Source organism: Mucilaginibacter sp. Bleaf8 (assembly GCF_018390515.1).
Taxonomy (GTDB): Bacteria; Bacteroidota; Bacteroidia; order Sphingobacteriales; family Sphingobacteriaceae; genus Mucilaginibacter.
This window is the reverse complement of sequence record NZ_JAHBBK010000001.1, coordinates 1,287,228-1,303,587: the sequence shown is the minus strand read 5'-3', so window position 1 is coordinate 1,303,587 and position 16,360 is coordinate 1,287,228. Positions and strand designations below refer to the sequence as shown.

The window sequence follows — 16,360 nt, the reverse complement described above, 5'->3', positions numbered from 1 at the left end:
TAATGGTATAGGTTATGGCTATTCCTGTATGTACTAAACAAATCAGGAATTGGATTTCATAAAAGGTTAAAAAACAGCAATGAACAAACTGCACAAAATGAACAATATGAATAATGTGTGTTAAATCCCTGTTTCTTAATGATTAACAAAGGTTTTTCTTAAAAGTGTTATTTCTGAAGATTTCTGACCGAAACTGTTTAAAAGTAGATTCGTAATAGGATCAAGACAGTAGAATAAGTGCTTTTTGCATCGTTAATCTATCTTGTTTTGCCAATAACCAATTATAACTAATGCTTGAATGGAGGGGATGTAAGTGAGAAAGAAAGAGCATTTTAAACATTAAAATAGGATATAGATACTTTTCAATACTGCCGGTTATAAACCGCAAGTATTGGGTATGCATATTTGCCATTGCGTATGAGGATAGTTTTACCTTTTGTATTAGAGAAGCTTAAACAGCAAGTATTAACAGAAGCCGGGATTAAGGTAGTTTCGCCCGGCGATTGCAGGTTTTTATCAGCCCGTATTTCCGGCAAAACGAACAAGCAGATCAGTGATACAACATTGAAGCGTATTTATGGATTTACTTTCAGTAAGTTTCTTCCATCATTGTATACGCTGAACATTCTGGCGGAGTATTGTGGTTATGAAGGATGGGAGAAGTTTTGTCAAAATGAGCAGGCTGCAACAGTCAGTGATCGTGGTGCAGTGCCTGAGCAAGAGTTGTGTTCTGCTACGAATCAAACGCTGAAAGTTTCGCAAAGAACCTTGCAATCTTTGGTTAACCGCTCGGTAATACCATTTAAGCTGACGGTAAAGCGAGCCATTGTACAAGATCAACTGAACCTGTTTTTACATTCCGGGCAAACGGCAACCGTCATCACAGCACCGGCGGGTTATGGTAAAACGGTCAGCCTGTGCCATTGGGTGCAGGAGCAGTTGTGCACCATTACAAACGGCGGAACCGACAGGGTACTTTTTCTGAGCAGCAAAGTATTATCCACACAAACCCATGCGGGCAGCTTGCACGATTGGCTGAAAGCTATGATGGGTATGAGCGTTCAGGATAATGATTTTTCGGAGTTGCCGGATGAGCAGGATGCCGGCAAGATGTTTTACCTGGTTATTGATGGCTTCGACAAAGAGCGTTTTAAACCGGGCGAATTCGAATTGATGACTGATCTATTGATGGATCTTATCGCCTCCTATACTGATCATCCAAACTTTAAAATAATATTGAGCATGCGGCCGGCCAACTGGGTTAGCGTCCGCAATCGCCTGGTGATCGAAAACCAGTTGGACAACTGGTTTTTGGGCTTTATGCAAGATAAGCATGAAGAAACGAACCTGCCGCTTTTCAGCGCAGAGGAGTTAGAGGCATTAAGCCGTAAAATAAACCCCGCCCAGGATTTGGTTAAAAACCTTAATCCAGAAGTTATTTCCTTTTTTTCCTACCCGTTATTTCTGCAATATTATTACCAGAAACACGTCGGCAAGTTTTGCCTGAATAAGCTTGATTATTTTGGTATATATGATGTCATTTCATCTTACTATCTGGATAAGATTTATAATAGCAGTCAAGCCACTGAAAAAGTACTGGTTATTAAAATTCTTTTAGACAGTGGCAGCGTGCTGGACGGTCAGTTCGTAGTAAATAAATTGCGGGTATACGAAGAGTTAAAAGGCCTTTGGGATGCCTATAATGAACTGATCAGTATTGGTTTTTTACGCGAAGTGAATAGAAGCATCGAGGGCGGTTATTTTAAATATATCGAATTTGCACATAAGCGGTTGTTAACCTATGCACAGGCCAGAACACTGGTTTTTTATAACAACGGCAAACACGACGGTGATTTGATAGACCGTTTGAATGCCACTGTTGATTCTGCTTACCGCGTGCCTGTATTGAAGTGGTGTATTTTTAATGCTATTAAAGTGCAGCAATTTGGCATATTTAAGCATATTACCAAGGTAAACCTGCGCGCAGCAGACAAAATTCACCTGCTCAAATTTTTAATCCAGCTTATTCAGCATAAGTATATCCCTTTCTATAATACGGACCCTGTTAAATTTACTTTTTGTAAAAGGCATCAGGATCTGTTCTTTTACTTTTTCGGTGTCGAATTTCTTTCGCCGGAGTATGAAGAGATATTGGAGAGAATGCTCAGCTTGGATTTGGAAGATACCAGTAAAATATGGGTACATACCTGTTTGGGTATTTTAGGTATTGTCCAATTAAATGGTGCAGCTATAGAAAAAAGCATTGCAGCACTACGCCAGTTTCCCGAGCAGGCCTTTTACCAGTTCTCTATCAATCCGTTATTTTGTATTGAAACCATATATTCTTTCTTTAAACACGGTTTTGTAAGAAGAGAAGCATTAAGGCAGATTACGCATTTTTGCTTTAATCCGCCCGGGCAGGAAAAGTTTTCGGCAACTTTCTCATCCGACCATATTTTGTATTTACTGGCTTTAAGCACAACGGGTGTTAGTGATAACAAACATAAACTGCTTCGTTTTGTCAAGGTGCTGAAGCAGCGTTACCTGGCAATGAATAATACAGCAGATAGTACTTTTATGTTCTTTTTGCAGGTAAGCGAGGCCGATGCGCTGTTAACCTTAGGTAAAGTGCCGGCCGGAACCGCTGTGTACAATGAGTTAATGGAAAACTTTGTGCAGAACAAGCACACTTATACCCCATACATGCAAATTTGCCTCGATCTGGTATCGGCAAAGGTGATGGCCCTGCAAGGCAGAGAAGTAGAAGCGGAGGCCGTTATTGAAAATGTAATGCAGCTTTCTGCAAAGCTGAAGTTCCATTATATCGAAGCGTATACCATTGCCGGTTACCTGGCCATGCCTGATATGGATACCTCTTCAGACTTCTATAAAAATATCAATCACCGGTTTATGAAGTTGGTACGCTCCGGTGGATTTAATCTCAAAAGTTTTTTAATGGAGTATAAAGGAGAAGTAACCAGTATTGCCAGTTAACTGATCATAAATAGTTGATGATGTATGTGTTTTGAGCCTGCCTTGTGCAGGCTTTTTTTGTGCCTGAGCGGCATTGTGCACAGTTTTGAGCCGTATAATGAACAAAGTATTCAGGCAAATCATTGCATGAACAAAGTGAACTATAGCTTCTGGAACTGAACAAAGTGTTCAGGCCTATTCTTACAAACGCGCTTTAATTTTATGGGAGTTTTATACCAGCCCCCTGATATTTAAGTGATTGCTTATGAGAATTTCTACTTCCGGTTTTATTAAATGTTTGCTGTTCCTATGTATAACGCTGTTGTTGCCATTTGGTGTATACGCACAGCAAAATTTTGGTTCGAGCCAGCAAAGCGGCCGTTCCGGATTACTTTGTGCAAACTGTATAGTTACTGGCGGCCCGAACGCAGCAGATGGTAATTTGCAAACCTATTCCACTATTAATGTAGCAGTAGGCTTGTTGGCGCAAACCTGGCAGGAAATAATTTTTCCCGGCGCCGTAGTACCTGGTGGAACGCCGGCTACTATTAAATTAGGTAGTAGCAATAGTTTGTTAAGCCTGCAGGCATTAGGTGCTATCTCTTTACAGGCTTACAATAATGGTACACCGGTGGGTGATCCTATTGCGGCTAACAGGCTTGTTTCGCTGTTAAGTAATAGTAATCAGGTGCTGGCTACTTTTACGCCAGGCGGAAATTACGATCGTATACGGGTTACCCTTAATGGCGGATTGGCCGGGGTGCTTGGTAGTATTGATTTATATGAGGCCTATTATACTAACAATGCTGCTGCAGCTTGCACCCAGGCATTTGATGAGCTGCACGGTATTTCAGCAGGATTGCTGAACCTTGGGTTAAATGTGGGCGGGGTAGTTAACCCGCAGCAAGCTATTGACGGCAACCCTGCAACAGCCTCTACATTGAATGCAGGGGTAGGCCTGGTAGGTGCCTATGCACAGCAAACACTTATCTTTAACAACCCGTCAACCATCGGAGATTCCATTCGGCTCACGTTATCCATACCGCAGAATTTGTTGGACGCGGGTGTGCTATCCAATATCTCTATCTCTACTTTCAGGGGCGATTCTTCAAATAATGATGCTATATCAACAAGTGCCGCGCTGCTGAATGTAAGATTGCTTGATTTAAACGGAAGCCGGCGCCGGGTAACCATTACTTATGCACCTACCCAGGTTTTTGATCGTGTGCAGCTCCGGCTGGGCGGAGGTATAGCCAATGTGCTGTCAACGCTTGATTTTTATGAAGGGCAGCGATTGATTACACGGCCGGTGGTTACCTATAATGGAACCGTTGCCGGAAACATTCAGGCTTGTTCCGGAAGTTCCGTTACTTTAGACGTGAATGCTGTACCCAATACTACTTTCAAATGGTATACAGTAGCAACCGGTGGTGCACCTGTATCTACCGGCGCACAATTTACCACACCGGCTTTATCCGATAGTACAACCTATTATGTAGAGGCGGTTAGAGCTGGTTGTACAGATGCGTCTGAGCGTACGCCTGTTCCTATCAACGTGAGCCCGGTACCGGCAGCGCCAACTGTTGCACAGGCCGACTTAAATATATGTGCAGGTCAATTTGCTACGTTTGCGGCTACTGCCGTTAACGGTGTGGTTGTTAATTGGTATACTACGCCAACCGGCGGTATACCTGTAGCTACAGGCAATACATTTACTACCAGTTCGCTTACACAAACAACCACCTATTATGCCGAGGCAGTGGCAGGCGGGCAATGCATAAGTGCAGTACGTACGCCGGTAACTGCTACTGTAGCAACGCCGCCAGCTCAACCTGGTTTAACTGCGGCTACCGTAACCGTTTGTAATGGTGAAGCCGCTGTGCTATCAGTTGCAAACCCCCAAGCCGGTTTGCAATACAATTGGTACAGCACGGCAACAGGCGGCACTATTTTATATACTGGCAACACGTTTACCACTCCGGCCTTAACAGCCAACGCTGATTACTATGTGGAAGCGGTAAATGCCGCGGGATGCAGTAGTACACAGCGTGCACAGGCCAGTGTTACCGTACAGCCCAAGCCGGCTGATGCAATATTGCAGGCTAACAGCACTGCCGTTAGTGTAGGCCAATCGGCAACCATCAGTGTCAGCAACGCACAAACTGGTAACACTTACAACTGGTATACTTCGCAAACGGCAGCAACGCCGGTTTTTACAGGAGTTACTTATCAAACTGCGCCTTTATATGCTAACACAACTTATTATGTAGGCGTAGTAAATAGTACGGGCTGTTTATCGGCGAGCCGTACGCCGGTAACCATCCAAGTTAATATCAATACCAATGCACCGTGCAGCTTTGCTAACCAGCAGTCCAGCGCAATTAATGGTGTTTGTGTGGCATGTGATATTGATAACAGAGCACTGGCTGTTGATGCAGATACTGCAACCGCATCAACCATCCGCGTTACTGCAGGTTTGTCCGGCGGTTATGCTGAGCAGGAACTGCGTTTCCAGCAAGCCGGGTTAGCTGGTGATACTATTAAACTGGTGTTGCAAACGCCGGTAGGTTTGGCCGATGTAAGCTTGCTTAGTCAAATTGAGGTAGCCGTTTTAAATGGTACCAACCAGGTAGCTCGTTATGCGTTAAATAATTCAACTATTCAGATAAGAGCCTTAGGTGGTGGAAGCAACCAATATGCAGTTTATATTCCGGCAACCGGCAACTATGACCGCCTTAGTATAAGGCTCAACTCAGGTTTGGCGGGGTTGCTTACCTCGCTGCAAGTTTATTATGCTGCACAGCAGTTCATGTCGCCTGTAGTAAATCCGGCAAGTCCCGAAATTTGTAAGGGTAGTTCAGCGCAGCTCAATGTTACTGCACCTGCCGGTGGTATCTTTAACTGGTATACCACGCCAACTGGTGGTACCGCTGTTGCTACCGGCAGCAGCTTTAGTACACCTGCATTGAATGGCAATACTTCTTATTATATAGAGTATGCACGCAATGGCTGTGTTAGCCCGGTGCGTTACCCGCTTCAGGTTTTAGTGAACGATGTGCCGGCTGCGCCGGTTGCCGGGGCTGGGCAAGTAACCATTAATAGCGGGCAAGCAGCTACTTTAACGGCAACGCCACCAACCAACGCAACCGTGCAATGGTACACTACATCTACCGGCGGCACGCCGGTGGCTACGGGTAATACTTTCACTACACCAGCGCTTACCACCAATACTACCTATTATGCTGGGTCGGCATTGGGCAGCTGTGTATCCACCACCCGTACGCCGGTTAATATAACAGTTAACCCAGTAGTTATTCCTGATATAGCAGTGAACCCGCCTTCTCAAACCGTTAACCCGGGTCAAACGGCTACCTTCACAGCTTCGTCAACCACACCAGGGGCAGTGTTTAACTGGTATACTACGGCTACCGGCGGTACATCTGTATATACCGGTGCTACCTTTGTTACGCCAGCTCAGTTTGCCAATACTACTTTTTATGCCGAAGCTGTAGTGCCGGCTACCGGTGCTGTATCTGCAACCCGCGCTACTGCTACCGTAACCGTAAATCAAAGCGGCCCTAATCCGGTTGCCTGCGATGCTGCGATTGATCAGACCGCCGATGTTAACGGTGTGGTTTGCCTGGGTTGTTCCATCGCTAATACTACTGGAGCGATAGATAACGACCGGAATACTTCCTCTCAACTGAATGTACCGGTTGGCTTGCTGAATGCTTATGCGCAACAAACATTGCGTTTTGCCAACACCGGCCATGCAGGCGATAGTGTGGTTGTAGAATTAGGCATACCTGGATCATTGGCTGATGTGGGGCTGCTTTCGCGGATTGGCCTGGCCACTTATAATGGCAGTACTTACAATAATGACCGCTTTGCAGTAAATGGATCACTGTTAGGTTTAAGTTTACTGAATGGGCAAAGCCGTTTCCGGATAGCTTTTGCTGCACAACAAGATTTTGACCGGGTTGAGATCCGCTTAAATTCAGCTGCTGCAGGCGCATTAACTTCGCTAAATATTTATGACGCTGCACAGGCTGTAGCCGCACCTGTGGTAGCTACCACTAATGTAGCCGCATGCGGAGGCTCTCAAGCTACTTTAACTGCATCCGTGCCTGATGGCGTAACGGTAAGGTGGTATACCACGCCAACCGGTGGTACGCCAGTATTTACCGGTACTACCTTTACTACACCGGCACTTAATACAACCACTACTTATTATGCAGAAGCCAGCAGAACAGCAACCGGCTGCGTGCAAAGCGTACGCACACCGGCAACCGTAACGGTAACCGCTGTACCTGCTGCTCCTCAAATAGCTAATACCACAGTAACCGTTTGCTCCGGCCAGCCAGCATCCTTCACCGCACAAGCGGTAAGCGGGGCAGCGGTGAACTGGTATACTGCACCGACAGGCGGTACGCCAGTGTTTACGGGTAATACCTTTACCACCAGTCCGCTTACCAGCACTACTAATTACTATGCAGAGGCTATCGCTAACGGGCAATGTGCAAGCGTTACACGCACATTAGTAACAGCCAACGTAAATAACGAGGTGCCGGTGCCGGTAATTACACAAAGCCCGGTACAGGTTTGTGCAGGTTCATCTGCTGTTTTATCTGCTACATCAACCCAAGCAGGAGTTACGTTTAACTGGTATACAGCAGCTACCGGTGGTACGCCGGTATTTACCGGCGCACAGTTTACAACGCCGGCTTTATCTTCAAATACTTCTTATTATGTTGAAGCAGTAGCCGGTAATTGTGTAAGCACTCAACGGGCAAGAGCCGATGTGGTTGTTAACCCAGCCCCTGTAGCGCCGGTTGTAGCGGTAAACCCTGCCGGTGGTCAGATCACTTCGGCCCAAACCGCTACCTTAACAGCTTCGAGCACAACTGCCGGAACATCATTTAACTGGTACACTACGCCAACCGGTGGTACACCTGTATATACCGGCGCGGTGTTCACCACACCAACTTTAACCAATACCACTACTTACTATGTAGAAAGCTTTGTTACGGCAAGCGGTTGCATAAGCGCAAGCCGTACACCTGTAACTATCACCGTTAACCCGGTATTTGCAACTAATTGTGATTTTGCGAATACGCAGTCAATAAACATAAACGGTGGTTTGGCCTGTGTGGGTTGTACGATAGCTAATCCGGACAATGCGGTGGATAGCGATACAACTAATTTCAGCCGCCTGAACATAACCGCAGGTATTGCCGGCTCGTTTGTTGCACAACAATTGATTTTCCCTGAAAGCGGTAACATTGGCGATACGGTAAGCGTTCGCCTTCGCTTCCCGGTAAATATTGCGTCAGTAGGCGTATTGGATCGAATCAGAATTGCATCTTATAATGGCAATAGCTATAATAATGACGGCGTCCTGCTGAATGCCAACACCGTGCGTGTACAGGTTTTGGCAGGCGGACAAACCGCGCTGGTTCGTTTTGCACCGCAGGCCGCATCTGACCGTGTTGAGGTCAGACTCAACGGCGCGGTTGCCGGTTTATTCAATACGCTGGATGTGTTTTATAGCAGTAAACAGGTGGAAGCCCCTGTGCTGGCTGCAACTACGGCCAACATCTGCTCGGGCAATACCGCTACATTCAGCGTGAGTAACGCACGTAATGGTGTTACTTATAACTGGTACACCACGCCAACCGGCGGTTCACCTGTTGCTACGGGCACAACTTTTACCACGCCAACATTGTCTGCCACTACCACTTATTATGTAGAAAGTGTACGTTCAGCCAATAGCTGTCCAAACCCGAACCGTGTTGCTGCAACCGTAAATGTAACGCCAACGCCTGCTAATCCGGTACTGGCACAAAATAACATCCAGGCATGTGCTGGTGAGCAGGTGGCTCTAACCGTAACCAACGCAACGGGTGCAACTGTAAACTGGTATGATGCACCTACAGGCGGCAACCTGTTGTTTACTGGTGCCACCTTCGGCGTATCACCAATAACAACAACCAGCTATTATGCAGAACTGGTTAATGGAAGCTGCAATAGCCCTGCACGCACACAGACAACGGTTACGGTAAATCCACGCCCATCTGCACCGGGTTTACTGGCAACCAACACGCAAGTGTGTGCAGGCAGCAATGCTGTATTACAAGTGCTGAATCCGGAAAATGGGGTTACTTACCAATGGTTTTTAGGCCAGTCTGGCGGTACGCCAGTATTTACCGGTACGACGTTTACAACGCCGGCTATATCCCAAAACACAACTTACTATGTACAGGCAACCAGTGCTGTAGGTTGTACCAATAACGGTGGCCGGGTAGCAGCTAACATAACGGTGAACGGACAGGTTGCGGCACCTGTAGTGAGCGCAAGCCAAACCGAGGTTTGTTATGGTGGTAGCGCATCAGTTAGTATAGTAAACCCGGTAGCTGGCCTGCAATATAATTGGTATACAAAGGCTACCGGTGGTACACCTGTATTTACCGGCACAACCCTTTCGCTTAATAATTTAACAACCAATGCTACTTATTACGCAGAAGCGATGAGCAGCACTGATTGTATAAGCGCAACGCGTACCGCTGCGGCCATCATAGTAAGGCCGGTTCCGGCACAGCCGCAGGTTCAGGCACCAGCCGGTGGTTTAAGTATATGTGCCGGTAACAACGCTACGGTAAGCATCGCCAACGCGCAAGCTAATGTGGTTTACCGCTGGTTTAACGCCGCTACAGGCGGCACGCTGCTGTATACAGGCACACAATTTATTACACCAGTTCTCACAGCAACGGCGACTTACTACGTAGAAGCAGCCGAAGCTGGTAACTGTAATGCATCAACCCGTACACCGGTAACCATTACGGTGAATGCATTGCCGCAGGATGCGGTACTGATAAACGCTAATGTTGCGGTTTGTGCAGGCAGCCCGGCTACGTTTGCCATAGCATCGCCCCAAGCTGGCATAACTTATCAGTGGTTTGATTCGCCAGCACGTACAAATATGGTGTTTGAAGGAACCACCTTTGTAACCGGTCCGATTAGCACCAATACAACTTATTATGTAGCCGCAATAAGTGCAGCCGGCTGCAGCAGTGCTAATTTGGCAACTGCACAGGTAAGTGTACAACAAGCTCCGGGCGCACCTTTAGTAGCCAATGGCAGCACTGTGCAGACCTGTACGGGTGCAGCAGCTACTTTAACTATTGCAAATCCCGAAAATGGCTTCACCTACCGATGGTATACAGCTGCAACCGGTGGTGCACCGGTATTTGCCGGCACCAGCTTTACAACAGCAGCGTTAACCGGAAATACTATCTACTATATAGAAGCTTCTAATGCTGACGGTTGCGTATCGTCATCACGTACTGCCGTAAATATTATCGTGAACGCCTTACCGGCATCTCCGGCAGTAACAGCACAAGGTGGTGCTACTACGCCATCGGTTTGTACAGGCAGCAGCGCTACCTTAACCGCTACTAGTACCACTGCTGATGTAACCTTCAACTGGTATACCGCAGCTACAGGTGGTACGCCGGTATTTACAGGTGCAGCATTTACAACACCGGCATTGACCGCTGTTACCACTTATTATGTAGAGGCAGTGGCCAATGCAACAGGTTGCGTGTCCGCAATTCGTACGCCGGTTCAAATTACGGTAAATGAACTGCCGCAGGATGTGGCACTGGCAGCAAACAATGTAACAGTTTGTGCGGGTGCTCCTGCTACTTTAACAATCAGTTCGCCACAAGCTGGCGTAACTTACCAGTGGTTTGACTCGGCAGATCGCAGCAACAAGGTATTTGAAGGTACAACCTTTGTAACCGGGCCTATGACGGCCAACATGACCTATTATGTAGTTGGCGTAAATGCGGCAGGCTGCAGCAGTACTAATGCAGTTTCCGCACAGGTAACGGTACAGTCTGCACCAACCACACCTATAATTGCCAACGGAGGCACGGCACAAACCTGTGCCGGTTCTGCCGTAACACTGGATATCGCCAATCCTGTAAGCGGCTACACTTACAATTGGTATACCGCAGCAACCGGTGGCACGCCAGTATTCACCGGAACCAGCTTCACCACCGGTGCGCTGACCGGAAATGTAACGTACTTTGCAGAGGCTGTTAACACCGTAGGTTGTGCTTCTGCCGCACGGGCCAGTGTAGCGGTTGCCGTGAATGCCTTACCGGCACTTCCTGTAGTTGCAGCGCAGGGTGGGGTAGCTAATCCGGCTGTATGCACGGGCAGCAGCATTACCCTAACCGCAACCAGCACTACGCCGGATGTAACCTTTAACTGGTATACATCTACAACTGGCGGAACACCAGTGTTTACCGGCCAGCAATTTGTTACGCCAGCTTTAACAGCCAATACCACTTATTATGTAGAGGCGGTAGCTAATAGCTCAGGTTGCGCTTCGGCCACAAGAGCAGCTATCGGCATAACTGTAAACGGCCTGCCTCAGGATGTGGTGCTGGCTAACGATAATGCCGAAGTTTGTTTGGGTACCACCGCAACCTTTAACATCAATGCACCTCAGCAAGGTGTAACCTACCAATGGTATACCTCACCGGATCGCACAACAAAAGTGTTTGAAGGTACTACATATACAACGGGCCCTATCACCAGCAATACCGCATTTTATGTAGTTGCTGTTAATGCATCGGGCTGTGTTAGCGCAAACGTTGCTATTGCACGGGTAACTGTACAGGCGGCACCAAATGCACCGGTAATTGCCAATGGTTCGGCTGTTCAAACCTGTACTGGCAGTGCCGTAACTTTAACCATAGGCACGCCCGCAACCGGCTATACCTACAACTGGTATACTACAGCTAATGGTGGTACACCGGTTTATAGCGGTGTCAGCTTTACCACGGCCAACCTTACCGCCAACACCTCCTATTATGCAGAAGCTATAAATGCAGGTGGATGCGTATCGGCTACACGTACGCAAGTGAATGTAAATGTTACACCATTGCCTGTTGCACCTGTGGTTACTGCACAGGGCGGAGCCAGCAGCCCGGTAACTTGTGCCAACAGGCAAGTTACACTTACGGCCAGCAGCACCACTGCCGATGTAACTTATAACTGGTACAGCCAGGCCACAGGTGGTACATTTGTATTTACCGGCGCAACGTACACAACGCCTGTGCTGACTGCCAATACCACTTATTACGTGGAAGCGGTAAGTAACAATGGCGGATGCGTGTCAGCAACCCGTACGCCAGTATCTGTCACCGTAAACGCAATACCGCAAGACGTGGTATTGGCCACCAACAGTGTGGCTGTTTGTTCAGGCAATACGGCTACTTTTACCGTTAGCTCACCGCAGGCTGGTACAACTTATCAATGGTTTGATTCGGCAGATCGAAGCAATAAGGTGTTTGAAGGAACCACTTTTGTAACCAGTGCCATCACTGCAAATACTACTTATTATGTAATTGCTGTAAATACTTCAGGTTGTACCAGTGCAAATGCAGCTACCGCCCAGGTAACCGTTCAGCAAGCTCCTACAGCTCCGGTAATTGCCAACGGCAGTGTCGTATCAACATGTATAGGTACACAGGTAACTTTAACTATTGCTAACCCTGATAACGGATTAACTTATAATTGGTACACCTCAGCAACTGGCGGTACGCCGGTGTTTACCGGTACCAGCTTTGCAACAGGCACGCTAAGTGAAAATGCAACTTATTATGTTGAAGCTGTGAATGCTGCAGGCTGCATATCAGCCGCAAGATCAGCCGTTGCCGTTAATGTTAACCCATCGCCGGTAGCACCGGTGGTAACCGCACAGGGCGGTAGTGCCAGTCCTGTGGTATGTACAGGTAACGGCATCGCCTTAACAGCTACCAGTACTACATCAGGTGTAACCTTCAACTGGTACACGCAAGCCAGTGGCGGAACTCCTGTATTCACCGGTTCAACCTTTACTACACCGTCTTTAACATCTAACACCACCTATTACGTGGAAGCAGTTAGCAATAATGGTGGATGCGTCTCGGCTACCCGTACACCTATTGCGGTTACCGTAACAGAACTGCCACAGGATGTGGTATTGGTAGCCACTGATGTGAATGTATGCGCTGGTAGTTCAGCTACGCTGTCGGTTAATTCGCCACAAGCTGGCGTAACCTACCAATGGTTTGATTCACCGGCCCGCACAAACAGCATATTTGAAGGAACTACGTTTGTAACGGGTGCGATTAATACAAACACAACTTATTATGTAGCTGCTATAAATGCAGCCGGCTGCACAAGCGCTAACCTGACTGCAGCCCGGGTAATTGTGCAGCAAGCGCCTGCAGCACCGGTAATTGCCAACGGTAATGTGTTGCAGGCTTGTAATGGCAGTACAGTTGCTGTTACGGTGGCTAATCCGCAAACCGGTATTGTTTACAACTGGTATGTAAATGCAACAGGTGGTTCACCAATAGCAACCGGCGCAAGCTTTACTACGCCTGTGCTTACTGGTAACACAACTTATTATGTGGAAGCAGTGAATGGTACCAGCTGTACATCAGCAACACGTACAGCAGTTACTGTTAATGTAGGCTCTATACCAACATCTCCGGTAGTAACAGCACAAGGGGGCGCTACTGTGCCGTCGGTTTGTGTAGGTAGCAGTGCTACTTTAACCGCTACCAGCAATACTGTTGGTGTAACCTTCAACTGGTATACCTCGGCAACTGGCGGTACACCGGTATTTACAGGCGCTACTTTTGTAACCCCTGCGCTTACCACGGCAACTACATATTATGCAGAGGCAGTGAGCAATACCGGCGGCTGTGTATCGGCAATCCGTACACCGGTTCAGATCAGCATAAATACTATGCAGGCAGCTGCACCATCCGTTAATGCAGATGATCTGCAGGTATGCCAGCAATCGGCCGCAATATTGCATATTACCAACCCGGATGCTGCTACTACCTATAACTGGTACATTTCAGCAAGCGCAACCAGTCCTGTTTATACGGGTACGGCATTTACAACCCGCGTGTTGAATGTAAATACCGCCTACTATTTACAGGCAATTAGCACACAAAGCTGTAACCCATCTGCACGCATACCGGTAAATGTGGTTGTGTTACCTAAGCCAGCTACCCCGGTACTGGCAGCAACAACCGTAAATGTTTGTGCAGGTAGTCCGGCTACGCTGACCATAGCATCGCCACAACAAGGTGTAACCTATAACTGGTACAGTTCTGCTTCACAAACTGATCTGTTATTTACCGGAGCGGTTTATACCACGGGGCCAATTAACGCTAATGCAACCTACTATGTGAGCGCGTCAAACGGTTCATGCAGCAGCAGTACGTTGGCGAGTGTGCAGGTAAACGTAGTACCGGCCCCGGCAACACCTGTGGCAGTTAGCAATGATGTAGCCGTTTGTGCAGGTGGTCAGGCTACACTTGCCGTGGCTAATCCGCAAGCCGGAATAACCTATCAGTGGTATACATCAGCATCGGGCAGGGCTGCGGTATTTACCGGCGCAACCATTACCACGCCTCAAATCACAAGCGATGTAATCTGGTATGTGGAGGCGGTTAATAGTTCAGGTTGCGCATCGAGCAGCCGTACGCCGGTTCGCGTAACAGTAGCGCCGGCTCCGGTTGCACCGCAAATCAGCGCACAGGGAACCCGTGTTTGTGCAGGCAGCACAGCTACGCTGGCAGCAACGGTTAATAGCCCCGGACTAACCATCAGATGGTATGCATCTGCAACAGGAGGTACAGTATTGTTCACCGGCTCGCAGTTTGTTACACCTGTAATTAATAATGCCACAACTTACTATGCCGACGCTGTAAATGCAGGCGGATGTACCAGCAGCACACGCACACCTGTTACCGTACAGATTGAATCGGTGCTGAATGCGCCGGTTGTGACTGTAGAGGCGGTAACCACCTCAAGTGTAACCTTCCGCTGGAATAGCGTAAGCGGAGCGGCAGGTTACCAGATCAGTTTGGACAACGGACAAACATTCAGCAATCCAAGCTCCGGAGCAACCGGACTTACCCATACCGTGACCGGCCTGCAGCCTGGCGATAAGGTGACTATACTGGTTAAAGCCACCAGACAGGCGGCCTGCTTGCTGGATGCATTGTCAGACGCCGTAACCGGTACTGCCGATAACCCGATGGGTAACGACCTGTACATCCCGAATGCTTTTAGCCCGAACGGGGACGGTAATAACGATTACTTCCAGGTATACGGCCCGGGTGTGAAGAACATGACGCTTTGGATTTATGACCAATGGGGCGAAATGCAGTTCCGTGGCCTGAACCAAAGTCAGGGATGGGACGGTACCTACAAAGGCAGACAGCAGCCGGTAGGGGTGTATGTCTACATACTGGAAGCTACAATGAACAACGGGCAAGTGATCCGTAAAAAAGGAACAATTAATTTGATACGATGAAGAAAGTAATCTCTATACTATTACTGCTCCTGACCACAGGAGCAGTAACCCAGCTTAAAGCCCAGGTGGATCCGCATTTCTCGCAATATTATGCTTATCCGCTTTGGCTAAACCCAGCCCTTACCGGGGTAATTAACGGCAATGGCCGGGTAAGTGCTAACTATAAAAACCAGTGGGCTTCCGTAAACCAGGCGTACCAAACGGCTGCCGTATCAGGCGATTTCCGGGCTACCGATAAGGTAGGATTAGGTCTTACCATACTGGACCAATCAGCCGGTGGCAACAGCTTTAACTATTTCAGCGCCTATGGTTCATTCGGTTATGGTGTAGCTATCTCTACCGATGGAAATGACCGGTTGCACTTCGGCCTGCAGGCCGGTGTAATTAACCGTAGTTTTGATATGAGCCGCTTGCAGTTCGGAAATCAGTATAATCCCGGTTCGGGGTTTGATCCGTCGCTGCCCAGCTATGAGCGTTTCAGTAATACCAATACCACAGTTTTTGATGCCAATGCGGGTATATTTTACTACAACGGCGATCCCAACAAGATAGTGAACGCCTTCGGGGGCGCAAGCGTGGGGCATTTATCCCGTCCAAAAGATGGCTTTTCAGGAGATGATAAAGCAAGAATTCCTTTGCGTTACGCAGTGCATGGCGGTCTGCGTATCCATGCTTCGCCAAGCTTCGATATTACACCCCATGCTTTGTACATCAAGCAGCAAAAAGCAGAAATTAAGGCACTGGGCGCTTATTCCGAATTTAAGCTGAATTACGATCAAGGCTTTATTTTGGGTGGATTGTATCGCTGGAATGATGCCGCCGCTGCCAATGTGGGTTACCATGTAAACAGCCTGATTATCGGTGCCAGTTACGACTTTAATACATCATCACTTACCCGGGCCACCAGCGGGCAGGGGGGGATTGAACTTTCCATCAGTTATGTTTTTCGTAAACGCTTTCAGGAGCCTGAACCTATTTGCCCAAGATTATAAA

General features: G+C 47.8%; 3 protein-coding genes. All 3 read left to right on the top strand.

Annotated features, from left to right (window positions below; genetic code table 11):
• Positions 1-417: 417 nt before the first annotated feature.
• The 3 genes from KHS38_RS05620 to KHS38_RS05610 all read left to right on the top strand — a co-directional run bounded on the left by KHS38_RS05620 (position 418) and on the right by KHS38_RS05610 (position 16,359).
• Positions 418-2,994, top strand: a complete 2,577-nt coding sequence (locus KHS38_RS05620; RefSeq protein WP_213487520.1) for an NACHT domain-containing protein — start codon at positions 418-420, stop codon at positions 2,992-2,994.
• Positions 2,995-3,238: 244 nt separating this feature from the next.
• Positions 3,239-15,367: a T9SS type B sorting domain-containing protein gene (locus KHS38_RS05615; protein ID WP_213487519.1), complete on the top strand. Its 12,129-nt coding sequence runs from the start codon at positions 3,239-3,241 to the stop codon at positions 15,365-15,367.
• Complete coding sequence (locus KHS38_RS05610; protein ID WP_213487518.1) at positions 15,364-16,359, top strand: PorP/SprF family type IX secretion system membrane protein; 996 nt, start codon at positions 15,364-15,366, stop codon at positions 16,357-16,359. Before KHS38_RS05615 ends, KHS38_RS05610 begins: the two co-directional genes overlap by 4 nt.
• The last annotated feature ends 1 nt before the right edge of the window (position 16,360 follow it).